Origin of the sequence: Mesorhizobium onobrychidis, assembly GCF_024707545.1 — a bacterium.
In the GTDB taxonomy this organism is placed as follows: Bacteria; Pseudomonadota; Alphaproteobacteria; order Rhizobiales; family Rhizobiaceae; genus Mesorhizobium; species Mesorhizobium onobrychidis.
On record NZ_CP062229.1, the window covers coordinates 283,495 to 307,233 of the forward strand.

Below are 23,739 nucleotides of genomic sequence, written 5' to 3' on the forward strand. Positions count from 1 at the left end.
ACCACATCAATCTCGAATGGAATAGTCTCTCATGCCGACAGTCGCCCCGCTTGATCTCGATGGCCATTGCGTCGCCGCCGTCTTCCTTGGCGACGTACCGCATTTCGCACTGGCCGACGGCACAATCCATCGGCTGGACCATGGCCACAAGACGGCGCAGGCTAATGACGGGCTGCTCGCCGCCTTTCACGATGCGGCCAACGACCGGCTGATCACCGGCGGCGAGGACGGCAAGATTTTTTCCATCACCGCCGGCGGCAATGCGGCAGAATTGGCAAGCGCCGGGAAAAAATGGATCACCTGCGTCGCGGCTGGACCACAAGGCGCCGTCGCCTATGCCTCCGGCAAGGTCGCCTTTGTGCGCTTTGCCGACGGCAAGACTAAGGAATTCATGCATCCGCGTTCGGTCGAGGGGCTGGCGTTCTCGCCCAAGGGCATGCGCTTTGGCGTCGCCCGCTACAATGGCGCGACGCTGCATTTCCCGGCGGCGGACGGCAAGCCGGTCGAGCTGGAATGGGCCGGCGCCCATACCGGCATCACCTTCTCGCCGGATGGCGCCTTCCTCGTCACCACCATGCAGGAGAACGCGCTGCATGGCTGGAAGCTGGCCGACGGCAAGCACATGCGCATGAGCGGCTATCCCGGCAAGGTCAAAAGCCTGTCGTGGAGCGCCAAGGGAAAATGGCTGGCTAGTTCCGGCGCGCCGGCGGCGATCGTCTGGCCTTTTTCGGGCAAGGACGGGCCGATGGGCAAGGCGCCGCTGGAGCTCGGTACGCGCGGCAACGCCATGGTGACCTCGGTCGCCTGCCATCCAAGCCAGGATGTCGTCGCCGTCGGCTATGACGACGGTATGGTGATGGCGGTGCGTTTCGCTGACGCCAAGGAGGTGCTTCTGCGCCGACCGGGCAAGGGCGCCATCACCTCGATGATGTGGGATAGGGAGGAACGCCGCGTCGCCTTCGGCAGCGCTGCCGGCGACTGCGGCGTCATCGACATTTCGGCATAACCGGGGGTTCTCTACTCGGCCCCGCAGGAGACTTTGCCGGTCAACGCGGCAGGCATGCCATCGCCACCCGTGTCAGCCGTGCCCTCATGGATGGCGAGCGAATAGCGCCCGTCATAGGTGCCTTCTTCACTGGACTTGGTCACGATCGTCAGTTCGACAGAGCTGTAGGTGTTTGCGACCTCGTGCTCGCGATAGACGAGCAGCCGCAATTCCTTGCCGTCGAGCCAGTATTGCGTGAGGTTGGAATCCTCGAACACTGTCTTGCGCAAATCGTCGCCGACGGGTCTGCCGAGAATTTCGAGATCGCCCCGGAAATTGAACGTTGGACCGCCCATACCTCTGGTGACGCCGGCTTCGACCTGGAATTTCACCGCTGCATCCTCGGCCGAGCACCAGATGCCGCTGGTGGCGAAGGCCGAGCCGGCCGATAACAGCAGCGTTGTTGCACAGAAGATCGTCCGCATCTTTCTTCCCCAGCCACAAACCCTATCCGCATTGATGCTGGAGGATGCCCTCAGGTCAAGCGCCCGTCCTCTTCACCGTGGCCGCTGAACCAATGCAGGGCAGCTGTGCGGCCAATTGCGGTTCCGGACGCCGATTGGCAAAGTGACGTATGAGAGGGACCTTCATGCATACAATCGACCATTTAAAGACTTCCATCGGCGGCATCAGCGCCGCCTGCATCGCCGATTTGCGCGAGACCGAGGCCGAAGCCTTCCGCAAGGCAAGGCCGAAATCGGCAGCCAAGGTCGGCAACGGCCTGCCGGGCTTCTTCGGCGGCGTGCCGATGCACTGGATGAACGACTGGCCGACGCCGTTTCCGATCCTGGTCGACAGCGCCAGAGGCGCCACCATCACCGATATCGACGGCAACCGGCTCGACGATTTCTGCCTCGGCGACACCGGCTCGATGTTCGGCCATTCGCCGCCGCCGGTCGCGCGCAACATCCGCCGGCAGGCCGGACGCGGCCTCACCTACATGCTGCCTTCCGAAGATGCGGTGGCGATCGGCCCGTTGCTGCAACAGCGCTTCGGCCTGCCGTTCTGGCAGATCGCGACGACAGCGACCGATGCCAACCGATTTGCGCTGCGCGTCGCCCGCACCATCACCGGCCGGGAAAAGATCCTGGTCTTCAACGGCTGCTATCACGGCTCGGTCGACGAGACGATGGTGCGGCTGGTCGACGGCAGACCGGCCAACCGGCCGGGACTGGCCGGCGAATTCCGCGACCTGACCCGGACGACCGATGTCATCGAGTTCAACGATGTGCCGGCACTTGAGGCAGCACTCCGGGACCGGCAAGTCGCCTGCGTCATCACCGAGCCGGTACTGACCAATTCCTGCATGGTGCTGCCCGACCCCGGCTTCCACGACGCGTTGCGGCGACTCACCCGCGCGACCGGCACCCTGCTTCTGATCGACGAGACGCACACGATCTCGACCGGTCCCGGCGGCTACACGAGGAAACACGGCTTGGAGCCGGACTTGTTCGTGCTCGGCAAGCCGATTGCCGGCGGTGTGCCGGCCAGTGTCTGGGGGATGAGCGAAGACGTCGTCACCCGCTATGCCGACTATATCAGGACCAAGGAACCAGGCTATTCCGGCATGGGTACGACGCTCTCGGCCAATCCGCTGCAATTCGCGGCAATGCGCGCCGCGCTCGAAGACGTGATGACCGACGAGAACTATGCCCACATGGACCATCTGGCGCGGCGGCTCGACGCCGGGCTGACCGCCGTCATCGACCGTTACCGCCTGCCCTGGCATGTTGCCCGAGTCGGCGCCCGCGTCGAGTTCATCTGCGCACCCGGCCCGCTGAGGAATGGCGGCGAGGCGGAAGCAGCGCACGCGCCGGAGCTCGAAGCCGCTATCCATGTCGCGCTGGTCAATCGCGGCGTGCTGATCGCGCCGTTCCATAATATGATGCTGATCTCGCCGGCGACCAGCGCCACCCAGGTCAACCGCCTGATCACCGCCTTCGGTGCGGTTGCGGCAGGGCTCGCGGCATGAGACAAGCTTGCACATGAGAGAAGCGCACAAGCAAACTTTGAACGCCATCATCGCCTCCCCTTCGGGCTCGACGCCCGCCGAGGCGCAAACCTTTCTCGACGCCCATCCCGAGATCGAAGCGTTCGACATCGTGCTGACCGACGCCAATGGCGTCGGGCGTGGCAAGATCGTGCGCCGGCACGAGTTGATGAGCATCTTCGAGGGTGGCCGGCACATGCCGATTTCGATCCTCGGCCTCGACATTACCGGCGAGGACGTGCACGAGACCGGGCTTATCTGGACGACCGGCGACGGCGACCTGCGGGCATGGCCGATCCCCGGCACGCTGGTGCCGCTGTTCGGCACACAGCCGCCGCGCGGCCAGGTGCTGATGGCAATGTACCATCTCGACGGTCAGCCCATGTCCTCCGATCCGCGGCTGGCGCTAGCCCGTCAGGTGGAGATAATGGCGGCCAAGGGCCTGCATCCGGCCGGCGCCTTCGAGCTCGAATTCTTCCTGCTCGCCAACGAGCGCGACGCCGACGGCAAGGTGCAACCGGCACACGCGGTGCTCGACGGCCGACGCTCGGCCAAGACCGAGGTCTATTCCGTCGACCATCTGCATGGCATGGAGCCGCTGTTTTCCGACATCTATGCCGCGGCCAAGGTGCAAGGCATCCCGGCCGAGACGGTCATTTCCGAATATGCGCCCGGCCAATACGAATTGACGCTGAACTATCGGCAGGATGTGATCCGGGCGGCCGACGACCTCGTCATGCTGAAGCGGCTGGTGCGGGCACAGGCGCGCCGCCACGGCGTCACCGCTTGCTTCATGGCCAAGCCGATTGAGAAATATGCCGGCTCCGGCATGCATTTCCATGTCTCCCTGCAGGACAAGACCGGCAACAACGTCTTTGCCGAGGCCAGCGGCGAGACTTGGTCCTTGCCGCTGCTGCGCGGCCTTGGCGGCCTCATCCAGACCATGGCCGAATCGATGCTGGTGTTTGCACCGCACGCCAATTCATGGCGGCGTTTCGTTTCGCAATCCTATGCGCCGGTGGCGCCGACCTGGGGCGTCAACAACCGCTCGGTGGCGCTGCGCGTGCCAGCGGGTGATGCGAAAAACAGGCGCATCGAGCACCGGCCGTCGGGCGTCGACGCCAACCCCTATCTGGTAGCGGCAACTGTGCTGGCCGGCATCACTAAGGGTCTCGACGAAGGCCTCGATCCCGGCCCTGAAACCACCGGCAATGGCTACGAATCGGCAATCACGCGCACCACCATGCCGGTGGACTGGCGCGCCGCGATCGAGGCGGCAAGGGCCTCCACATTCCTCAAAGGGGCGCTGGGGGAAGACCTGCACCGGACCTTCGTGGCGATCAAGCAATCCGAATATCTGCGGGTGGCGCGTACGGTCAGCGAACTGGACTATCACCTCTATCTGCATGAGGTGTGAGGCGATCGCATCGCCGGTCAATTCGCCCGGCGAAAGCCGACCGGGCCAATTTGAAGGAACCTTTCCGGGGTTTCGCTCATTCCGCATCTGATCGCAGCAGCGGACAAGGCCGCATCAGCCATGATCGCCAGGATGCAGGCAAGACTCTGGCCCAAGCCTGAATTGCCTGAGACGGCGGAAGACGATGGCGCAAGCACCATTCCCGAACTCAGCGAAGTGGCGAAGGCCTGTCGCCGCTGTCCGCTATGGCGCAACGCGACACAGACCGTGTTCGGCGAAGGGCCTGATAGGCCAAGGTGATCTTCGTCGGTGAGCAGCCTGGCGACCAGGAGGATCTGGCCGGCAAACCATTCGTCGGGCCGGCCGGTAAGGTCTTCGATGCCATCCTTGATGATGCCGGGGTCGACCGGCTGAAAGTCTATGTCACCAATGCGGTCAAGCATTTCAAATTCGAGCCGCGCGGCAAGCGGCGCATCCACTCCAAGCCGAATGCCGGCGAGGTGCAGGCCTGCCGCTGGTGGCTCGACAAGGAGCTCGATCTGATAAAGCCCAATCTGGCGGTGGCGCTCGGCGCAACGGCTGCGCAGTCTCTGCTCGGCAAAGTTGTGCCGATCATGAAGATGCGCTCGCGGTCGTGGAGCGCGAGGATGGCTTGCGTGTCTTCGTCACAATCCACCCGTCCTTGATCCTGCGCATCCGCGAGCCGGCGGACAAACAGGCCGAACGCGAGCGGTTCCTGAAGGATATGAAGGCGGTAAAGACGCTGATGGCTGCCTGAGCCTATCTGATCAATATGGCCCGGAGATCATTGACGTTCGTCCCGGTCGGGCCGGGCACGAAGAGATCGCCGACGGCGTTGAATGCCGTCCAGGCATTGTTGCCGACGAGCATCGCCTTGGCATCGACGCCCCCGGCCCGCATCCGCGACACCGTCGAACCGTCGGCGAAGGCGCCGGCATTGTTTTCCGAACCGTCGATGCCATCGGTGTCTGCGGCCAGTGCATTAATGCCATCCATACCGCTGATGCCGATGGCGAAGGCGAGCAGAAACTCGCTGTTGCGGCCGCCCTTGCCTTTCGCCCGCAAGGTGACCGTCGTCTCGCCGCCCGACAAGATCAACACCGGCTTCGGGAATGGCCGGCTGCGCGTCGCGACTTCACGGGCGATTGCCGCATGGACACCGCCGACTTCGCGCGCCTCGCCCTCGATGGAATCGGAGAGGATGACCGCCTCGATACCTTGGCGCCTGGCTTCGGCCGCAGCCGCCTCCAGCGACACGCCGGCCGAGGCGATCAGATGCACTTCGTTGCGAGAAAAACGCGGATCGTCGGCGCGCGGCGCATCTGCGGCCGCCGAATTGATATGCGCCATCACCGAAGCCGGCAGCTTCATGCCATAGGCGGCGATCGATGCCAGCGCCTCTTGGCGGCTGCCCGAATCGGGAACGGTCGGGCCGGAGGCAACCAGCGCCGGATTGTCGCCGGGAATGTCGGAGACCACGAGCGACACCACCTTTGCCGGATAGGCAGCGGCCGCCAGCCTGCCGCCCTTGATCGTGGAAACATGCTTGCGAATGGTGTTCATAGCGGCGATCGGTGCGCCGGAGGCGAGCAACGCCTCGTTGACGGCGATCTCGTCGGCCAGAGTCAGTCCTACGGCAGGCGACGGCAGCAGCGCCGAGCCGCCGCCTGAGATTAGCGCCACGACCAGATCGTCCGCGGTCAGGCCCTGCACCTTTTCGAGCAGCCGGCGCGAGGCTTCGAGACCGGCGGCATCCGGCACCGGATGCGCCGCCTCGATGATCTCGATGCGCTGGCAGGTCGCGCCATAGCCGTAACGGGTGACGACCAGCCCTTCTATCGGCCCGTCCCACACCCTTTCGAAGGCCGCAGCCATTTGCGCCGAACCCTTGCCAGCGCCGATGACGATGGCGCGCCCTTTCGGCGTTGCCGGCAGATGATCCCTGATGGTCCTCTGGGGATCGGCGGCGGCGACGGCGGCATTGAAGATGACGGTGAGGAAGGGCCTGGGATCGAGCGCGGTCATTTTGCTTCCGGCGGCAGTGCCAACTCACGCCCGTCGACGCCGAGATGGCTGCACAGCGCGTCGACGACGACGCCGTGATCCTCACGCTCCGGCAGGCCCGAGATCGCGATCACACCGATCACACCGGCGCCCTTGACCGTGACGGGAAAGCCGCCGCCGGCCAGCACATAGTCTGATATGTCGAGCCCCTCGCCTGGCTTGAAGCTGCGGTCGGGGCGCTGCTGCTCCAGCACCATACGATAGGTGCTTTTCAGGAAACGCCGCACCACGTTGATCTTGCGCCGCGCCCAATCGGGATTGGAAGCGTTCGAGCCCGGCATTGCCGCGTAGAACAGCGGCCGGTCGAAGGTTCTGATATCGACGATGATCGGCAGGTTCTCGGCTAGTGCCCGGTCGCGGATCGCCGAGCCGATCTTGAAAGCGACGCCCTCGTCGAAGGCGGAGAAGACAAGGATGGCTTCCTGTTTCTTGATCAGAGCGATGTCGTCCGCAACGGCCATGTCGTTCCCCTATCAACGTCGCCGCACGGTTTGACCGATGGCTGCCGCCCGGTCAAGTCGGGCGTATACGACAGCTAAACCGCCATATCCGTCTTTGCCGCTCGCCCGGCGACATAGACCCCGCGCACGGCGCGGTCGTCGCCGAGCGTCTGCAGCAGAAACAGCTCCTCCGCCAGCGTGTCCGCCGTCTCCATCCGCAGCCGCATGGCCGGCGTGGCGCGCGCGTCGAGGACGACGATGTCGGCATCGCTGCCTTGATCCAGCGTGCCGATTTTTTCCACGACCGACAGCGCCTCGGCATTGCCGCGGGTGAGCTGCCAGAACGACTGGAACGGGTTGAGTTTTTCGCCGTTCAGGGCGATCGCCTTGTAGCCCTCGTCCATGGTGCGCAGCATCGAATAGTTAGTGCCGCCGCCGACATCGGTGGCGGCCGCGATCCGAAGAGCTTTGCCACGCGTGCGGTAGCGCTGATAATCGAACAGGCCCGAACCGAGGAACAGGTTCGAGGTCGGGCAGAACACGGCCACCGAGCCCGTGTCCGAAAGCGCATCCGCCTCGCGTTCCGACAGATGGATGCAGTGGCCGAACAGGCTTTTGCGCCCGAGCAGGCCGTATTGCTCGTAGACATCGGTATAGTCGTGTGCCTGCGGGTAGAGTTGCAGCGTAAAGGCAATCTCGGCGTGGTTTTCCGACAGATGCGTCTGCATGTGCAGATCAGGATGTTCGCGGCAGAGCGCGCCCGCCATCTCCAATTGCTCGGGTGAGGAGGTGATGGCGAAGCGCGGTGTGATGGCATAGTGCTGGCGCCCCTTGCCGTGCCACTCGCCGATCAGCGCCTTGCTGTCGTCATAGGCCGATTGCGGCGTGTCGAGCACGCCCTCCGGCGCGTTGCGATCCATCATCACCTTGCCGGCGATGTTGAGCATGTTGCGGTCATGCGACTCGGCGAAGAACGCTTCGGCCGATTCCCTGTGGACCGAGCAATAGGCGGCGACTGTCGTCGTGCCGTGGCGCACCATCTCGTCGAGGAACAGCCTGGCGATGCGGCGGCCATGCTGGGCGTTCTGGAATTTGGCTTCCTCGGGAAAGGTGTAAATGTTCAGCCAGTCTAGCAGCTCGGCGCCGTAGGAAGCGATAACCTGCATCTGCGGAAAATGCGCATGCGCGTCAATGAAGCCCGGCAGCAGCAGGTGCGGGCGGTGGTCGATCTTTTTTACGCCTTCATCAGCCTTTTTCTCGACGTCGGCATAGGCGCCCGCGGCAACGATCCTGCCGTCGCGGAGCAGCAGGCCGCCGTCGTCCTCGTAGCGCCAGGCGGAATGGTCGTCGACGGTCTCAGGCCAGCGCAGGAAGGACAGCGTGCGGCCGCGCAGGAGTGTGCTGGTCATGCTTATTTCCCCGCCTCCTCGAACCATGCCACTAGCAGCGCCCTTTCCTTGTCGGTGATATGGGTGACGTTGGCGGGCGGCATCGCGTGGCTGCGGCCGGCCTGCAGGTAGATCTCGCGGGCTTGCTCGGCGATACCGGCGTCCGTTTCGAGCATCACACCTTTCGGCGCGTGATAGATGCCCTCGTAGGATGGCTCCCGCGCATGACACATCGAGCAGCGGCCAAGCACCGTGTCGCGCACTGCGGGAAAGTGCGCCGAGGCGACATAGACCTGTGCCGCCGAGGACGCCTTGACTTCGCCGGTCAGCACTTTCGGCACCGTTGACAGCCAGATAATGATGACGAACAGGACGGCGGCAGCCAGCCAGGTCCAGGTCGGGTTGCCCTTGCGCGCATGCATGGTGTTGAAATAGTGCCGGATCAGCACGCCGATGACGAACACCAGCGAGGCGATTACCCAGTTGAACTCGGTGCCGAAGGCCAGCGGATAGTGGTTCGACAGCATCAGGAACAGAACGGGCAGCGTCAGGTAATTGTTGTGCAGCGAGCGCTGCTTGGCGATCTTGCCGTATTTCGGATCGGGCTTCCTGCCGGCGATCAGGTCGGCGACGACGATCTTCTGGTTGGGGATAATGACCATGAAGACGTTGGCCGACATGATCGTCGCGGTGATGGCGCCAAGATGCAGGAAGGCGGCGCGGCCGGTGAACAGATGGGTGAGACCCCAGGCGATGAACACCAGCGCGCCATAGAGCACCAGCATCAGGCCGGTATCACTCTTGCCAAGCGGCGAACGGCATAGGAGATCGTAGACCACCCAGCCGACGCCGATCGTCGCCAGCGACAGCAGGATGCCGACCGGCACCGACATGGCGAGTACATTGGGATCGATCAGGAAGAGATCCGCCCCGGCATAGTAGACGACGCACAGCATGGCAAAGCCCGACAGCCAGGTGGCGTAGGACTCCCATTTGAACCAGGTCAGGTGCTCGGGCATTTCGGCCGGCGCCACCAGATATTTCTGGATGTGGTAGAAGCCGCCGCCATGCACCTGCCATTCCTCGCCGAAGGCGCCGGCGGGCATTCCCGGGCGCTGGCGCAAGCCGAGATCGAGTGCGACGAAATAGAAGGACGAACCGATCCAGGCGATGCTGGTGACGACATGCAGCCAGCGCACGGCGAAACTCAGCCAGTCCCAGAAAATCGCGAAATCCATCATTGAAAGTCGTCCCTGCCGATCAGGTGACTTTACGGACTGGAGCGCAAACGGAAAGGGCCGAGCTGCACGATGACTTTCAAAAAAAAATGGAAAATACTAGGCTGATCCCACGCAGCCGCATGAGAGCCACGAATCCGCATGGCCTATCTCGACAACATCGCCGTTTTCGTCCGTGTCGTCGAACTTGGCAATCTGTCGGCGGCGGGCCGCGACATGCGCATCTCGCCGGCGGTCGCCTCCAACCGCATCAAGGAGCTCGAGAAGCATCTCGGTGTCAGGCTGTTCAACCGCACGACGCGGCAGCTGATGCCGACCGAGCATGGCACGGTGTTCTACTCCGGCGCCAAGCAGGTGCTTGAGGCGGTCACCGAGGCGGAAGCCGCGGTCAGCGCTTTGTCCGGCCAGCCGCGCGGCACCATCAAGGTGACAGCGCCACTCGGCCTTGGCCGGCGGCTGGTGGCGTCGGGAATCCCCGATTTCCATGACAAATACCCTGACATCGAGGTGCGGCTGAGGCTTTCAGACCACAATGTCGACATCATGAAGGAAGGCATCGATGTCGCCTTCCGGCTGGGCATCATCGAGGATTCCAGCCTCAGAATGCGCGGCATCATGGAATGCGAGCGGGTGCTGGTGGCGGCGCCGAAATATCTGGAGGCGCGCGGCGAACCGACCGAACCGCAGGACCTGATCGGCAAGAAGCACGACTGCCTGATGCTGCGCTATTCCGGCGCGCGTGAATATGTGTGGACGCTGCAGACGGCCGACGGCCCGCGGAAATTCGAAGTGCACGGGCCCTATGACACCGACGATGGCGACGTGCTGACCGGCTGGGCGCTGTCGGGCCGCGGCATCATCAACAAGCCGCGCTTCGAGGTGGAGCCGTTCATCCGCGACCAGCGGCTGAAGGTGATCCTGCCCGACACGCCGCCGACACCGGTGCAGTTCGCCGCCGTCTATCCGCACAAGAAGCTGCAGGACCCCAAGGTGCGGCTGCTGCTCGACTTCATGGCCGAGCGTTGCCAACGGCTGATCAAGGATATTCTGGCAGGTATATGATGCGTGGCTCGAACGATGGTGGGAACAGCGCCACGATGCATCTCGCCGTTTCGTTGGCTCAGGGAGAGGCTCCTTCCGGCGTGCAGGCCGACGCCGGTCTGGATTTCAGCCTTCTGGCCCGATTCGTGCAAAAGGCCGAAGCAGCTGGGCTGGACATGGTGCTGCTTGCCGATTCCGCGCCGGTTGCAGGCGGCGACGCATGGAGCCGGCAGGTGCCCTTCGAAGCGACGACCCTGCTGGCGGCGCTGGCGACGGTGACCAGCAGGATCGGCCTCGTCGCCGCGGCGTCGACGGTCGCCCACCAGCCCTACAATCTGGCGCGCCGTTTCGCCTCGCTTGACATCATCAGCCATGGTCGTGCCGGCTGGAACGCGACCATGGTTCCGGATCCGCGCGAGGCGGCCAATTTCAGCCGGCCAGAGGGTTTTTCCCGCGACGATTTTCGCCGTCGCGCGGAGGAATTCATCGGCATCGTTCAAGGCTTGTGGCGCGGCTGGGATGCGGATGCCCTGCTGTTTGACAAAAGCGGCGGCCGCTTCTTCGACCCTGAAAAGATGCACCTGCTCGACCACAAGGGAGAGTTTTTCTCTGTGCGCGGGCCACTGAACGTTGCACGCTCGCCGCAGGATACGCCGGTGCTCGTCATGTCAGGCCTATCGGAGCACGACATGGAGATCGCCGCCCGCTTCGCCGATGTCATCCTGTTGGACGAGCCGTTGGACGCGAAGGCCGACGATCTGAAGCGTCGCGCGCTTGGGTTTGGGCGCAGTCCGGGCGAGATAAAGGTGCTGATGAACGTCGCGCCGGGTGCTGAAACGGCAGCCGGGCCAGACGTGATCGCGGACAGGCTCGAAGAGCCCTTCCGATCGAAAAGCTGCGACGGTTTCAATATACTCATGCCGCCGGTGCTGTCTGTGCTCGACGATTTCGTCGGTCTCGTGCTGCCGGAGCTTCGTCGCCGCGGCCTTCTCCGGTCGGATTATCCCGGCGCGACGCTGCGCTCCCATCTCGGACTGGCCGGGGAGGAGGAACAATGACCGCCCATCGACGGCAGATGAAGCTCGGCGCCTTTCTGTGGGCAACAGGCCACCACATCGCCGCATGGCGCCATCCGCAGGCGCATGTGAAGGCGGGGGTCGACATCGATCATTACATCCGGCTGGCGCGGACGGCGGAGGCGGCGAAATTCGATATGCTCTTCTGCGAGGACGCCGCCGGCGTGCGCGAGGCGGATGTCAACATCGCCAGCCAGACGTCACGTTCGATCGGTTTCGAACCGATCAGCCTGCTTGCGGCTCTCGCGGTCCAGACCAGTCACATCGGTCTCGTCTCCACGGCATCGACGAGCCACAACGAGCCTTACGGGCTGGCGCGGACCTTCTTGTCGCTCGACCATCTGAGCGGCGGGCGCGCCGGCTGGAATCTCGTCACCTCCGCCAGCCACATTGAAGCCGCCAATTTCGGCGCGACCGGCCTGCGCCCGCATGCGGACCGTTACGAGCGGGCGCGTGAGTTCGCCGAAATCGTTACCGGACTTTGGCACGGCAAGCTCGATGGGGCTTCCGGATCCGGTCACGACGGCCAGTGCTTTTCGGTTCGCGACCCGCTCGATCTGCCGCGCTCGCCGCAAGGCGCACCGGTCATGGTTCAGGCCGGCGCCTCGGATGTCGGCCGGGACCTTGCCGCCCGCACCGCCGATGTGGTGTTCACGGCGGCCCAGACCTTCGAGGAAGCAAAGGCCTTTTATGGTGATCTCAAGGGGCGACTGGCGGCTTATGGGCGCGGGCCGGACGACATCAAGATCATGCCGGGCGTTGCCCCCGTGGTGGCAGAAACGGAATCGGAAGCCCGCGAGAAATATGAGGAACTGCAGGAGCTCATCCCCGACGATGTCGGCGTCGCGCTGCTTTCCAGTTATCTCAGCATTTCCGATCTGTCACGCTATCCCATCGATGGACCGTTGCCGGAGCTGCCGGCCAGCGAAGGCATGCAGAGCCGGCAGGCGCTGGTCATCGAGCAGTCGCGCCGGGACAACCTCTCCATCCGGCAGCTTGCGCGTCACTTCGCCGGCGCGCGCGGCCACTGGCGCATCGTCGGCACGCCGGCCCAGATCGCCGACGAGCTCGAAGCACGGTTCGAGGGCGGCGCCGCAGACGGTTTCAACGTCATGCCATCTTATTTTCCCGGCGAACTCGACGCCTTTGCCGCGCTCGTTGTGCCGGAGCTGCAGCGGCGCGGCCTGTTCCGCACAGAGTACGAAGGCCGCACCTCGCGCGAGCATCTCGGCTTGAAACGACCGGCATGACGCGCCTCAGCCGACGTCCATCATTCGGGCGGTTCCGGACACTCTAATCGAGCTGCCCGCTACAAGCGCAATGTCGGCATGCAGACGCGAGCGCATGCCCATATCCTCGCCCTGCACGATATCGATGGCGCCGCCATGCGGCCAGCCGATGTCGCGCAGATAGCCGGCGAAGGCCGCGGTCGAGGCCCCCGTCGCTGGATCTTCATAGACGCCGCCGGATGCGAACGGATTGCGGGTGTGGAAGAGACGCGGCGTTTCGGCATGGGCGAGCTGGATCGTGACCAAGCCTTCGCGGCGCATCAGCGCCTGGCCGATTTTCAGGTCATAAGTCATGGCAGCCAGCGCGTTGCGCGAATTCAGCGCCAGCACAAGGTGGTCCGCACCGCCATGGATCAATGCCGGCGGTATGGCCGGATCGAGATCGCCGGCCGAATAACCGAACAGCGCCAGCGCCTCTGCGATGAGCTTCTGCGGAGCCGGTTTGCTGTGCGTCCACGGCGACTGCAACGCGGCGGCAATGTTCGTGCCGTTACGGAAACCCTCGACGGTTATCCTCGCCCGGTTAAAGATCAACGCAAAAACGCCATCGCCAAATTGCCGGACCAGCGCCGCGCCCAGGGCGATCGTGGCGTGCCCGCAGAAAGGAACTTCGGACTCCGGCGAAAAATAGCGGACCCGCCAGCCGTTACCCTCGGGCGCGGCAAAGGCAGTTTCCGAAAATCCGACCTCCGCCGCGATGCTCTGCATTTCGGCGGCATCGGGCAAGACGTCGCCTATGACGACCCCCGCAGGATTGCCGCCGGTGTCTCCATCCGAAAAAGCCGCGAATCTCAGTACGTGCATCTGGCCCGCCTTCTGTTTGCAAGGCATGCAGGTTGCAAGGCATGCAGGAAACACCTTCCTGGGCCTTTTGAGAAACGAAGAAAGCGAGGTGCAGCTGTGACCGTTGATCACATCGTCAAGAAGCGTTAGCCGGCCATCGCCTTGCTGTGAGAGGCTGGCGCGGCGCGGCTGATGCCGTGGCATGCGCGACCAGTGCCGTCATGATCTCGGCGGCGGCGAGCGCCGCGATCACCTGCGGGCGCTTATCCTTGACCGCATCGCCGCCGATCGGCGAGACGAGGCGGTCAAGTTCCGCCTCGCTGCCATCCGCCGACTTCAGGAACCAGCTCCTGAACGTCGCCTTTTTGGTCTTCGAACCGATCATGCCGACATAGGCGGCATCCCGGCGTTTCAGCGCCTCGGCGACGATCAGGAAATCCAGCGCGTGGTCGTGGGTGAGGACGACGAAGGCAGCCCCGGCAGGCGCATTCCGCACCATCGACTCCGGCATAGGCGTCAGGCTGGTTTCGACCGTGTCCGGCATGCCGTCCAGCGCCTCGGCACGCGTCTCGACAACGACGACATGTACCGGCAGCAAGGCCGCCGCAGATGCCAGCGCCTGGCCGACATGACCGCCGCCGAAGATGTAGACGTGCGGCAGCTGCGCTTCCTCGGCTTCCGCCGCCGCAACCAGCTCTCGCGCCAGCGCCGCGTCGACCAGCCGGATCAGCACCTCGACCCTGCCGCCGCAGCATTGGCCGATTTCCGGCCCGAGCGCGATGTCGAGGGTGGCGCGGATATCCCTCCCCCTCGAGGGGAGGGAGGCGGCGAAGCCGTCGGGTGGGGTCGCCGCGGCAGTGCTCGACGCTCTGGCGGTGCCTTCTGAGACGACCCCCTCCGGCCGCTTCGCGGCCATCTCCCCCGCAAGGGGGGAGAAAAGCAGCTGCCGCGCCTTGTCGATCGCCATGTATTCGAGCTGGCCGCCGCCGATCGTGCCAAAAATCGCCGCGCCCGAGACGAGCATGAAGGCGCCCTTCTCGCGTGGCGTCGAGCCCTTTGTCCCGGCCACCTCGACCAGGGCGACCCGGCCGGCGCGCGCAAGAAAGGCCTTCAGGCTTTGCACTTTCGCGTTCATCATTCGCATTCCCTATCGGGAAATATAGAGTTTTTCGGCCTGAATTGCACGCTCCGAGGCTGGGTTCACGTGCCGACCTTGGCTTCCCGCTTCAGCCGTTCGATCGCCATCAGCACCCGCTCCGGCGTCGCCGGTGGGTCGAGGCGCGGGCAGATCCGGTGGTCGGCAACGCTTGCCACCGCATCCGACAGCGCATGCAGCACCGACATGCCGAGCGGGAGCGGCGGCTCGCCGACCGCCTTGGAGCGGTGCACCGTCGGCTCGTGTGCCTCAGGCCAGTCGGCCAGCGTCACGTTGAATATCTTCGGCCGATCCGAGGCGAGCGGAATCTTGTAGGTCGACGGCGCATGGGTGCGCAGCCGGCCCTTGTCGTCCCACCACAATTCCTCCGTCGTCAGCCAGCCCATGCCTTGGATGAAGCCGCCCTCGACCTGGCCGAGGTCGATGGCGCGGTTCAGCGAGCGGCCGGTCTCGTGCAGGATGTCGGTGCGCTCGACCATGTATTCGCCGGTCAGCGTGTCGACTGAGACTTCCGAGCACGAGGCGCCATAGGCGAAATAATAGAAGGGGCGACCCTCGCCCTTGTCACGGTCCCAGTGAATTTTCGGCGTCTTGTAGAAGCCCGCCGCCGAAAGCTGGATGCGCGCCATGTAGGCCTGCCTGACAAGGTCGGCGAAGGCGATCTCCTGATTGCCGATGCGCACCCGGTTGGGCAGGAATAGCACCTGGTCGCGCGGCACCTGGTATTTTTCGGCGGCGAAATTGGTCAGCCGCTCCTTGATCTGCCGGGCGGCGTTCTGCGCCGCCATGCCGTTGAGGTCGGAGCCGGAAGAGGCGGCGGTCGCCGAGGTGTTCGGCACCTTGCCCGTTGTCGTCGCGGTGATCTTGACCTGGTCGAGGTCGATCTGGAATTCTTCCGCCACCACCTGCGCCACCTTGACGTAGAGGCCCTGCCCCATTTCGGTGCCGCCATGGTTCAGATGCACCGACCCGTCGGTGTAGACATGCACCAGTGCGCCGGCCTGATTGTAGTGCGTGGCGGTGAACGAGATGCCGAACTTGACCGGTGTCAGCGCCAGCCCGCGCTTGATGAAGCGGCTGTTGGCGTTGAAGGCTTCAATGGTGCGGCGGCGCCTCGCATAGTCGCAACTCGCCTCCAATTCGGCGACGATGCGGTGGATGATGTTATCCTCGACCGTCTGGTGGTATGGCGTGACGTTGCGGTCGCTTGTGCCATAAAAGTTCTTCTTACGAATCTCGAGCGCGTCCTTGCCGACGGCAAAGGCGACCTCTTCGATGACACGCTCGGCCCCGACCATGCCTTGCGGACCGCCGAAGCCTCGGAAGGCGGTGTTCGACACGGTGTTGGTGTAGAGCGGTGCCGATTGCGCATGCACAGCCGGCCAGAAATAGGTGTTGTCGCAGTGGAACAGCGCGCGGTCGGTGACCGGGCCGGAGAGATCCGCCGAGAAGCCGCAACGCGCCGCGAACATGAAATCGACACCGAGAATATTGCCCTCGTCGTCGAAGCCGACCTCGTAGTCGACAAGGAAATCGTGCCGCTTGCCGGTGGCGATCATGTCGTCGTCACGGTCGGGCCGGATTTTGACGGCACGATGGTGTTTTTTCGCAGCAATCGCCGCGAGCGCGGCAAACTGGTTGCCTTGCGTTTCCTTGCCGCCGAAGCCGCCGCCCATCCGGCGGATCTCCACCGTCACCGCATGGCTCGGCACCCCGAGCGCATGGCTGACCATGTGCTGGATTTCGCTCGGGTGCTGGGTCGAGGAATAAATCGTGACGTCCTGATCCTCGCCGGGAACGGCCATGGCGATCTGGCCTTCGAGATAAAAATGGTCCTGGCCGCCGATGCGCATTTTTCCCTTTAGCCGGCGCGGCGCCGCGTTGATCGCAGCGGCGGCATCGCCGCGCCTCAGCGTCAGCGGCGGCGTGACCAGCTTGTCTTTACGGGGATCGAGCGCGCCGATGTCGGCGATGAAGGGCAATTCCCGGTATTCGACCTTGGCCAGTCTCGTCGCGCGGCGCGCCTGCTCGCGGGTTTCGGCAATGACGCAGAAGATCGGCTGGCCGAAAAATTGCACCTTGCCGTCGGCCAGCACCGGTTCATCGTGACGGCCGGTCGGCGAAATGTCGTTTTCGCCCGGCACGTCACTGGCCGTCAGCACGTCGACGACACCGGGCGCTGCGCGCACCGCCGACAGGTCCATGCTGGTGATGCTGGCATGCGTGGCCGTCGAAAGCCCGAGGCAGCCATGCAGCGTGCCGGCCAATTCCGGCATGTCGTCGATATAGACGGCCGTGCCGCGGACATGCTTGCGCGCCGAATCATGGCGCTGGTCGGTGGCAATGCCACCGGAGATTTTTTGCGCCTTGAGGTTTGGAGCGTGCTTGGTCATCACGCCGCCTCGTGGCGCGATACCTGGATCGGCGCCTTGGTGCCGCTGGTCTCGGCAAAGAAGCGCAGCAGCAGGTTACGCGCCGCCAGCGCCCGGTATTCGGCCGAAGCGCGCATGTCGGTCAGCGGGGTGAAGTCTTTGGCGTACTCGGCCATCGCCGCCTCGACCGTCGCCTCCGTCCAAGGCCTGCCGAGCAGCGCCTTTTCCACGCCGAAAGCCCGCTTGGGCGTTGCCGCCATGCCGCCATAGGCGATGCACACATCCGCCACGGTGCCGTCCCTGGCCAGCGTCAGCAGGAACGCGCCAAGTGCTGCGGTGATGTCCTCGTCACGGCGCTTGGTGATCTTGTAGACGGCGAATTTGGTGTCCCTGGCTGGCACTGGGACATGCACGGCTTCGACGAATTCGCCCGGCTGCCGATCCTGCTTGCCATAGGCGATGAAAAAATCCTCGAGCGGGATCGTCCGCCGCTTGTTGCCCCGGCGCAGCGTCAGCCGCGCGCCGAGCGCGATCAGCGGCGGCGGCGTGTCGCCGATCGGCGAGCCGTTGGCGATGTTGCCGCCGATCGTGCCCATATTGCGCACCTGATCGCCGCCAATGCGATCGAACAGCGGGCCCAGCGCTGGGATGCGTTTCGCTAGCGTCGAGAAGGCTTCTGTATAGGTGACACCAGCACCGATCGAGATGATGCCCTTGTCCTCGGAAATCCCGCACAGCCCGTCGAGATTGCCGATGAAGATCGCCGGCGCAATATCGCGCATATGCTTGGTTACCCACAGGCCGACATCGGTCGAACCGGCAACGATGGTGGCGCCCGGCTCGTTGTCGAGCACGGCGGCGAGATCGTCGGCATTAGCCGGCACGACCAGCCGCTGGTTGCCGGCGCCGATCTCGATGCGAGCACCGTCTTTCATGGCCGCGAGTTTCTCTGCGATCGCCTTGCGCTCCGCCGCCAGCGGGTCCTTCGCCGCCTTGCCGTAGCTGGAGATGGCGCGAGCGGCGTGCACAATCGCCTCATAGCCGGTACAGCGGCAGAGATTGCCTTGCAACGCCTTTTCTATTGCGGCATCCGAAGGCTCAGGCGACCGCATCCACAGGGCATAAAGCGACATGACAAAGCCCGGGGTGCAGAAGCCGCATTGCGAGCCGTGGAAATCGACCATCGCCTGCTGCACCGGATGCAGTTTATCGCCGTCGCCGCGCAGATGCTCGACGGTCACGACATGTGTGCCGTCGAGCGAGCCGAGGAAGCGGATGCAGGCATTGACGCTTTCATAGACCAGCCGACCGGCCGGAAGCCTTCCAACCAGCACCGTGCAGGCGCCGCAATCACCCTCGGCGCAACCTTCCTTGGTGCCGCGCAGCGCGCGGCTGAGCCGCAGCCAGTCGAGCAAGGTCTCGGCGGGCGCCACCGTGGTCAGCGCAACATCCTCGCCATTGAGAATAAAACGTATCTCGCTGCGTGTCGTGATCTTGGCCATGCCTCAGCTCCCCCGATAGGTCGAATAGCCGTAGGGCGAGACGAGCAGCGGCACATGATAGTGCACCGGCTCGGCCATGCCGAAGCGGATCGGCACGTTGTCGAGGAAGGCCGGTTCCGGCAGCCTCAACCCCTGCCGGCGCAGATAGTCGCCGGCCGCGAAGACCAGCTCGTATTCGCCGGTGCGGAATTCCGCGTCGGCAAGCAGCGGCGCGTCACAGCGGCCGTCGGCATTGGTGACCGCCGTCTTCAGATGCGTCCGCATGTCGCCATCGATGCGGTAAAGCTCGATCGACAGGCCTGCCGCTGGCTTGCCGGTCGCGGTGTCGAGGACATGGGTCGTCAGACGTCCGCCTTCGGCTTTCGACGTTTCCGCCACTGGCTGCTCCCATACAGTCGAACATGTTTGACGAATTGTGCGCCAATTAAAGGCGATGCATAAGTCCCGGTCGAGCGGAGTGCTGCAAAAACACTTTCAAAAATTTTCGGGGGAATGCGCAAGCGGCGCTTTCGACTATCCTGATCACACTATCCGGCAGGAGCGACAATGCGTTACGAACGAGACATGCGCGGCTACGGCGCCAATCCGCCGGATCCGAAATGGCCCGGCGGGGCGCATGTGGCGGTGCAGTTCGTCGTCAATTACGAGGAAGGCGGCGAAAACTGCGTCCTGCATGGCGACAAGGCTTCGGAGGCATTCCTGTCCGAGATCGTCGGCGCCGCACCCTGGCCCGGCCAGCGTCACTGGAACATGGAATCGATCTACGAATATGGAGCGCGTGCCGGCTTCTGGCGATTGCTGCGCCTGTTCACCGAGGCTGAGGTGCCGGTCACCTGCTATGGCGTCGCCACCGCGCTGGCGCGTTCGCCCGACCAGGTAGCGGCGATGCAGGAGGCCGGCTGGGAAATCGCCTCGCACGGGCTGAAATGGATCGACTACCGCGACCATGCGCCGGAGGACGAGCGCCGCGACATGGAAGCGGCGATCCAGCTGCACCACGAGGTGACCGGGGCACGGCCGACCGGCTGGTACACCGGCCGCACGTCGATCAACACCGTGCGGCTGGCGGCGGATGAAGGTGGCTTCGACTATGTGTCGGACACCTATGACGACGAGTTGCCATACTGGTTCGAGCATGACGGGTCGGACGGGTCGATAATGCCGCAGCTCATCATCCCCTATACGCTCGACGCCAACGACATGCGCTTCGCCACGCCGCAAGGCTTCAACTCGGGCGACCAGTTCTTCGCCTATCTCAGGGATAGTTTCGACACGCTCTATGCCGAGGGCAAGGCAGGACGGCCGCGCATGATGAATATCGGCCTGCACTGCCGCCTCGTCGGGCGCCCCGGTCGGGTCGCGGCGCTCAAGCGCTTTGTCGACTACGTCAGATCGCACGACAAGGTCTGGCTGGCGCGGCGCATCGACATCGCAAGGCACTGGCAAGAGACCCATCCGTTCCGGCTGCCACCGCTGCGCCCATCGAAAATGGAATTCGAGGCCTTCGCCCAGGCTTTCGGCGGCATATTCGAGCATTCGCCGTGGATCGCCGAGCGCGCCCACGGGCTGGAGCTCGGCCCGGCGCATGACAGCGCTGGCGGCCTGCACAATGCACTGTGCCGCGTCTTTCGCGCGGCGAGCGAGGCCGAGCGGCTCTCCGTGCTCAACGCCCATCCCGACCTTGCCGGAAAACTGGCGCAGGCCAAGCGGCTGACGGCGGAATCGACGAGGGAACAGGCTTCCGCCGGGCTCGACGCGCTGACCGACAAGGAGCGCGAGCTGTTCTCCAAGCTCAATGGCGCCTACGTCACCAATTTCGGCTTCCCGTTCATCATCGCGGTGAAAGGCAAGACCAAGGCGGAAATCCTGGCGGAGTTCGAGGCGCGCATCGGCAACAGCCACGACGTTGAATTCGAAACCGCCTGCAAACAGGTCGAGCGCATCGCGCTGCTTCGCCTCAAGGACATTCTTCCGCAATAAGCTTTGGCTTCCGCAATAGGCTCTAAACTGATGGATATGATGAAAATGGCCGACCGAACCTATTACGCGCCGCAGGGCGGCCACCCTGGCCAGAGTGAGCTGCTGACCGGCCGCGCTGTCTTCACCGAGGCCTATGCCGTCATTCCCCGGGGCGTGATGCAGGACATCGTCACCAGCGCCTTGCCATTCTGGGATAAGACCCGCGTCTGGGTGCTGTCGCGGCCCCTGTCCGGCTTTGCCGAGACGTTTTCGCAGTACATCGTCGAGGTCGCGCCCGGCGGCGGCAGCGACCGGCCGGAACCGGATGGCGGCGCCGAGGGCGCCTTGTTCGTGGTCGAGGGCGAGCTGACCGTCTTGCTCGCCGGCAAAAAGCATGTGCTTAGGCCGGGCGGGTTTGCTTTCCTGCCGCCGGCAAGCGGATGGACCGTTCGCAACGAGAGCAGTGCCGCCGTCCGCTTCCACTGGATCCGAAAAGCCTACGAACCTGTCGAGGGAATGGATACGCTGCAAGCCTTCTTCACCAACGAACAAGATGTCGCACCGAGCCCGATGCCCGGCACCGATGGCCGGTGGGCGACGACCCGCTTCGTCGATCCTGAAGACATGCGCCACGACATGCATGTCACCATCGTCACGCTTGAGCCGGGCGCGGTCATCCCCTTCGCCGAAACCCACGTCATGGAGCACGGCCTCTATGTGCTGGAAGGCAAGGCGGTCTATCGCCTCAACCAGGACTGGGTCGAGGTCGAGGCCGGCGACTATATGTGGCTGCGGGCCTTCTGTCCGCAGGCCTGCTATGCCGGCGGTCCGGGCCAGTTCCGCTACCTGCTCTACAAGGACGTCAACCGACATGCCAAGCTTGGCGGCGCCGGCGTCGCGAGACGCGCGCCATGACCCGCATCATCGCGCGGCCGCTGACCCGCGAAAATTTTGCCGAGTTCGGCGACGTCATCGATATGGGCGGCGACAATCATTATCCGATCAATGGCGGCAGAGCGGAACGCTACCATGACCTCGCCACCGTCGAAGCGCAGGGGCCGAATGCACGCGTGCTGATCTCCATGGTGCGCGGCACGCCCTACGATTTTCCGCTGAAGCTGACCATGGTCGAGCGCCACCCGATCGGCAGCCAGGCTTTCATCCCGCTGTCGCCACGGCCGTTCCTGGTCATCGTTTGCCATGATGGCGACGAAGGTCCGGGCGAGCCGCACGCCTTCATCACCGCGCCCGGGCAAGGCGTCAACTATCCGCGCAATCGGTGGCACGGCGTGCTGACGCCGATCGGCGAGGCCCAGGATTTTCTCGTCGTCGACCGCGGCGGCGACGGCTCCAATCTCGAAGAGTGCCATTTCTCGCACGCTTACGAGATCGATCTCCCCAATGGGACCGCATGATGGCCGACGTCTCGCTGATAGACCGCCTGCTCGACGTCATCGAGCACGACATCGTGCCGAAGACGGCCGAAGGTGTCGCCCACGGCAACAAGCTGTTCGGCGCGGCGATCCTGCGCAAGGACGACCGCTCGCTGGTGCTCGCCGAAACCAACAACGAGACGGAGAACCCGCTCTGGCATGGCGAGGTGCACTGCCTGAAGCGCTTCTACGAAATGCCGAAGGCCGAGCGCGTCGACACCAAGGACGCGATGTTCCTCGCCACGCATGAACCCTGCTCTCTCTGCCTGTCGGCGATCACCTGGACCGGCTTCGACAATTTCTACTATCTGTTTTCGCATGAGGATTCGCGCGACAGCTTCGCCATCCCTCACGACCTGAAGATCCTGAAAGAAGTCTTCACCCTCGACCCCGGCGGTTACAATGCCGAGAACGCCTATTGGAAGAGCTTTTCGATCCGCCGACTGGTGCGGTCGCTGCCCGAGACCGAGCGCCTGCGGCTGGAAACGCGGATCGGCAAAATCGCCGCACACTATGACGAATTGTCCGGCGCCTATCAGGCGAGCAAGGACGAAAACGACATTCCGCTGAGTTGAATGCTGCAAAGTTCAACACTTGAAACGCCCCCTTTATGGTGGCATACGGTGTTATGGAGAAACGCAGACCCACTTACGATCTTGATGCAATCAAGGCCGAGTTGGGTTCTGTCGACACGCTGGCAATCACGACGTCCGCCCTGCGGGATGTCACTACAGCGCCGCGCGTCCTTTAGGACGCGCAAGGACGCTGTAGCACTTTGATTTTGCGCATGATCCTTTCCGAAAACCGATTTCGGTTTTCGGGGTCATGCGCTGCGCTCGGCTTCGATCGCGCCGGTATAGTCGAGGTGATCGGCGGCATCACGCGAAAAATGTTTGTAAAGTCGATGACGACATTCGCCGACCATCGTGCCTGGCAAGATGTCTATCACGTGCCAGCACGCGACCTGATTCTCTACGTGAAATTTCAGGCGGACGTGGTGACCGAATTCACAGTCATGTCGTTCAAGGAAAAGTAACTATGGCGACGAAAGAAAATAATGAAACGAATACCATGATCTCCCCCGAAACAGGAGAAACGCTGACGCGTGGAGTGCGTCCGTTCACTGTGACTTACAAGGGCGAGAGCATGATCGTCGATCTGCCGGGGTATTATCCCCCGTCGGGAGGTGAGGGCGTTCATGTCGGAGACGACATGACTGTCGTCGACGCAGCGCTCCGCATCCTCAAAGAAAAGATCGACGGCGTTCCAGCACCGGCCACCATCCGTCGCGTGCGCACAAAGCTCAAACTGTCGCAGCGCGAGGCGGGATCCCTGTTCAAGGTCGGCGAGAACGCTTTCGACAAATACGAACGAGGTCTGATCGAGCCGAGTGGCCCAACCATCCAACTGATGACGCTGTTGGAGAAACATCCCGAGCTGCTGGACGAGTTGCGATAGCTCCACTCCCTGACAGGTCGCATATTTTGCTGCTCCAGTCGCGAATGGCGATTGAAAGTCACATCGC

The 23,739-nt window shown here is 63.8% G+C and carries 23 protein-coding genes; 13 read left to right on the forward strand and 10 right to left on the reverse strand.

The window, feature by feature from the left end:
* The first annotated feature begins 31 nt into the window (after positions 1-31).
* A complete protein-coding gene (locus IHQ72_RS01290; protein WP_258120789.1) occupies positions 32-1,006 on the forward strand; it encodes a WD40 repeat domain-containing protein in 975 nt (324 codons plus the stop codon).
* Between the two features lie 11 nt (positions 1,007-1,017).
* On the opposite strand, the gene IHQ72_RS01295 is transcribed toward IHQ72_RS01290, so the two are convergent.
* Positions 1,018-1,470: a hypothetical protein gene (locus tag IHQ72_RS01295; protein WP_258120790.1), complete on the reverse strand. Its 453-nt coding sequence runs from the start codon at positions 1,468-1,470 to the stop codon at positions 1,018-1,020.
* A 164-nt stretch (positions 1,471-1,634) separates the two neighbouring features.
* On the opposite strand from IHQ72_RS01295, the gene IHQ72_RS01300 reads away from it, so the two are divergent.
* The 3 genes from IHQ72_RS01300 (at position 1,635) to IHQ72_RS37005 (ending at position 5,138) form a co-directional block, all read left to right on the forward strand.
* Positions 1,635-3,017: an aspartate aminotransferase family protein gene (locus IHQ72_RS01300; RefSeq protein WP_258120791.1), complete on the forward strand. Its 1,383-nt coding sequence runs from the start codon at positions 1,635-1,637 to the stop codon at positions 3,015-3,017.
* A 13-nt stretch (positions 3,018-3,030) separates the two neighbouring features.
* Entirely contained in the window at positions 3,031-4,452 is a 1,422-nt protein-coding gene (locus IHQ72_RS01305) for a glutamine synthetase family protein (RefSeq protein ID WP_258120792.1), read from the forward strand.
* A gap of 296 nt (positions 4,453-4,748) precedes the next feature.
* Complete coding sequence (locus IHQ72_RS37005) at positions 4,749-5,138, forward strand: UdgX family uracil-DNA binding protein (RefSeq protein WP_374120324.1); 390 nt, start codon at positions 4,749-4,751, stop codon at positions 5,136-5,138.
* A gap of 94 nt (positions 5,139-5,232) precedes the next feature.
* On the opposite strand, the gene IHQ72_RS01315 is transcribed toward IHQ72_RS37005, so the two are convergent.
* The 4 genes from IHQ72_RS01315 to IHQ72_RS01330 all read right to left on the reverse strand — a co-directional run bounded on the left by IHQ72_RS01315 (position 5,233) and on the right by IHQ72_RS01330 (position 9,606).
* A complete protein-coding gene (locus IHQ72_RS01315) occupies positions 5,233-6,498 on the reverse strand; it encodes a glycerate kinase type-2 family protein (protein ID WP_258120793.1) in 1,266 nt (421 codons plus the stop codon).
* A complete protein-coding gene (locus IHQ72_RS01320; protein ID WP_258120794.1) occupies positions 6,495-6,998 on the reverse strand; it encodes a heme-degrading domain-containing protein in 504 nt (167 codons plus the stop codon). Before IHQ72_RS01320 ends, IHQ72_RS01315 begins: the two co-directional genes overlap by 4 nt.
* Positions 6,999-7,072: 74 nt before the next feature.
* A complete protein-coding gene (guaD, locus tag IHQ72_RS01325) occupies positions 7,073-8,386 on the reverse strand; it encodes a guanine deaminase (protein ID WP_258120795.1) in 1,314 nt (437 codons plus the stop codon).
* Between the two features lie 2 nt (positions 8,387-8,388).
* Positions 8,389-9,606: a urate hydroxylase PuuD gene (locus IHQ72_RS01330; RefSeq protein WP_258120796.1), complete on the reverse strand. Its 1,218-nt coding sequence runs from the start codon at positions 9,604-9,606 to the stop codon at positions 8,389-8,391.
* 138 nt (positions 9,607-9,744) lie between these two features.
* Between IHQ72_RS01330 and IHQ72_RS01335 the strand changes: the two genes are divergently transcribed.
* The 3 genes from IHQ72_RS01335 to IHQ72_RS01345 are packed head-to-tail and all read left to right on the forward strand — an operon-like array spanning position 9,745 to position 12,970.
* Positions 9,745-10,665 (forward strand): LysR family transcriptional regulator, encoded by a 921-nt coding sequence (locus IHQ72_RS01335; protein WP_258120797.1) that lies wholly within the window; start codon positions 9,745-9,747, stop codon positions 10,663-10,665.
* Between the two features lie 35 nt (positions 10,666-10,700).
* A complete protein-coding gene (locus IHQ72_RS01340; protein ID WP_374120378.1) occupies positions 10,701-11,702 on the forward strand; it encodes an LLM class flavin-dependent oxidoreductase in 1,002 nt (333 codons plus the stop codon).
* The gene (locus IHQ72_RS01345) at positions 11,699-12,970 is read left to right on the forward strand and encodes an LLM class flavin-dependent oxidoreductase (RefSeq protein WP_258120799.1); all 1,272 of its coding nucleotides are present in this window, start codon (positions 11,699-11,701) and stop codon (positions 12,968-12,970) included. Before IHQ72_RS01340 ends, IHQ72_RS01345 begins: the two co-directional genes overlap by 4 nt.
* 6 nt (positions 12,971-12,976) lie before the next feature.
* On the opposite strand, the gene IHQ72_RS01350 is transcribed toward IHQ72_RS01345, so the two are convergent.
* The 5 genes from IHQ72_RS01350 to uraH all read right to left on the reverse strand — a co-directional run bounded on the left by IHQ72_RS01350 (position 12,977) and on the right by uraH (position 19,200).
* Positions 12,977-13,813, reverse strand: coding sequence for a PhzF family phenazine biosynthesis protein (locus IHQ72_RS01350; RefSeq protein ID WP_258120800.1), 837 nt, complete (start codon positions 13,811-13,813; stop codon positions 12,977-12,979).
* A 115-nt stretch (positions 13,814-13,928) separates the two neighbouring features.
* Positions 13,929-14,927 carry a xanthine dehydrogenase accessory protein XdhC gene (gene xdhC, locus IHQ72_RS01355; protein WP_258123698.1) on the reverse strand — a complete coding sequence of 333 codons (999 nt, stop codon included), beginning with the start codon at positions 14,925-14,927 and terminating at the stop codon, positions 13,929-13,931.
* 65 nt (positions 14,928-14,992) lie between these two features.
* The gene (gene xdhB, locus IHQ72_RS01360) at positions 14,993-17,341 is read right to left on the reverse strand and encodes a xanthine dehydrogenase molybdopterin binding subunit (RefSeq protein ID WP_258120801.1); all 2,349 of its coding nucleotides are present in this window, start codon (positions 17,339-17,341) and stop codon (positions 14,993-14,995) included.
* A complete protein-coding gene (xdhA, locus tag IHQ72_RS01365) occupies positions 17,341-18,822 on the reverse strand; it encodes a xanthine dehydrogenase small subunit (protein WP_258120802.1) in 1,482 nt (493 codons plus the stop codon). Before xdhA ends, xdhB begins: the two co-directional genes overlap by 1 nt.
* A gap of 3 nt (positions 18,823-18,825) precedes the next feature.
* On the reverse strand, positions 18,826-19,200 hold the full coding sequence (gene uraH, locus IHQ72_RS01370) for a hydroxyisourate hydrolase (RefSeq protein ID WP_258120803.1): 375 nt from the start codon (positions 19,198-19,200) through the stop codon (positions 18,826-18,828).
* Positions 19,201-19,368: 168 nt separating this feature from the next.
* Between uraH and puuE the strand changes: the two genes are divergently transcribed.
* The 6 genes from puuE (at position 19,369) to IHQ72_RS01400 (ending at position 23,672) form a co-directional block, all read left to right on the forward strand.
* Positions 19,369-20,802 carry an allantoinase PuuE gene (gene puuE, locus IHQ72_RS01375; protein WP_258120804.1) on the forward strand — a complete coding sequence of 478 codons (1,434 nt, stop codon included), beginning with the start codon at positions 19,369-19,371 and terminating at the stop codon, positions 20,800-20,802.
* Between the two features lie 45 nt (positions 20,803-20,847).
* Positions 20,848-21,696: a bifunctional allantoicase/(S)-ureidoglycine aminohydrolase gene (locus IHQ72_RS01380; RefSeq protein ID WP_374120325.1), complete on the forward strand. Its 849-nt coding sequence runs from the start codon at positions 20,848-20,850 to the stop codon at positions 21,694-21,696.
* Complete coding sequence (locus IHQ72_RS01385; RefSeq protein WP_258120806.1) at positions 21,693-22,196, forward strand: ureidoglycolate lyase; 504 nt, start codon at positions 21,693-21,695, stop codon at positions 22,194-22,196. The genes IHQ72_RS01380 and IHQ72_RS01385 overlap by 4 nt, the downstream gene beginning before the upstream one ends.
* Positions 22,196-22,789: a nucleoside deaminase gene (locus tag IHQ72_RS01390; RefSeq protein ID WP_258123699.1), complete on the forward strand. Its 594-nt coding sequence runs from the start codon at positions 22,196-22,198 to the stop codon at positions 22,787-22,789. Before IHQ72_RS01385 ends, IHQ72_RS01390 begins: the two co-directional genes overlap by 1 nt.
* A 212-nt stretch (positions 22,790-23,001) precedes the next feature.
* On the forward strand, positions 23,002-23,250 hold the full coding sequence (locus IHQ72_RS01395) for a type II toxin-antitoxin system MqsR family toxin (protein ID WP_258120807.1): 249 nt from the start codon (positions 23,002-23,004) through the stop codon (positions 23,248-23,250).
* 2 nt (positions 23,251-23,252) lie between these two features.
* Positions 23,253-23,672: a type II toxin-antitoxin system MqsA family antitoxin gene (locus tag IHQ72_RS01400; protein WP_258120808.1), complete on the forward strand. Its 420-nt coding sequence runs from the start codon at positions 23,253-23,255 to the stop codon at positions 23,670-23,672.
* The last annotated feature ends 67 nt before the right edge of the window (positions 23,673-23,739 follow it).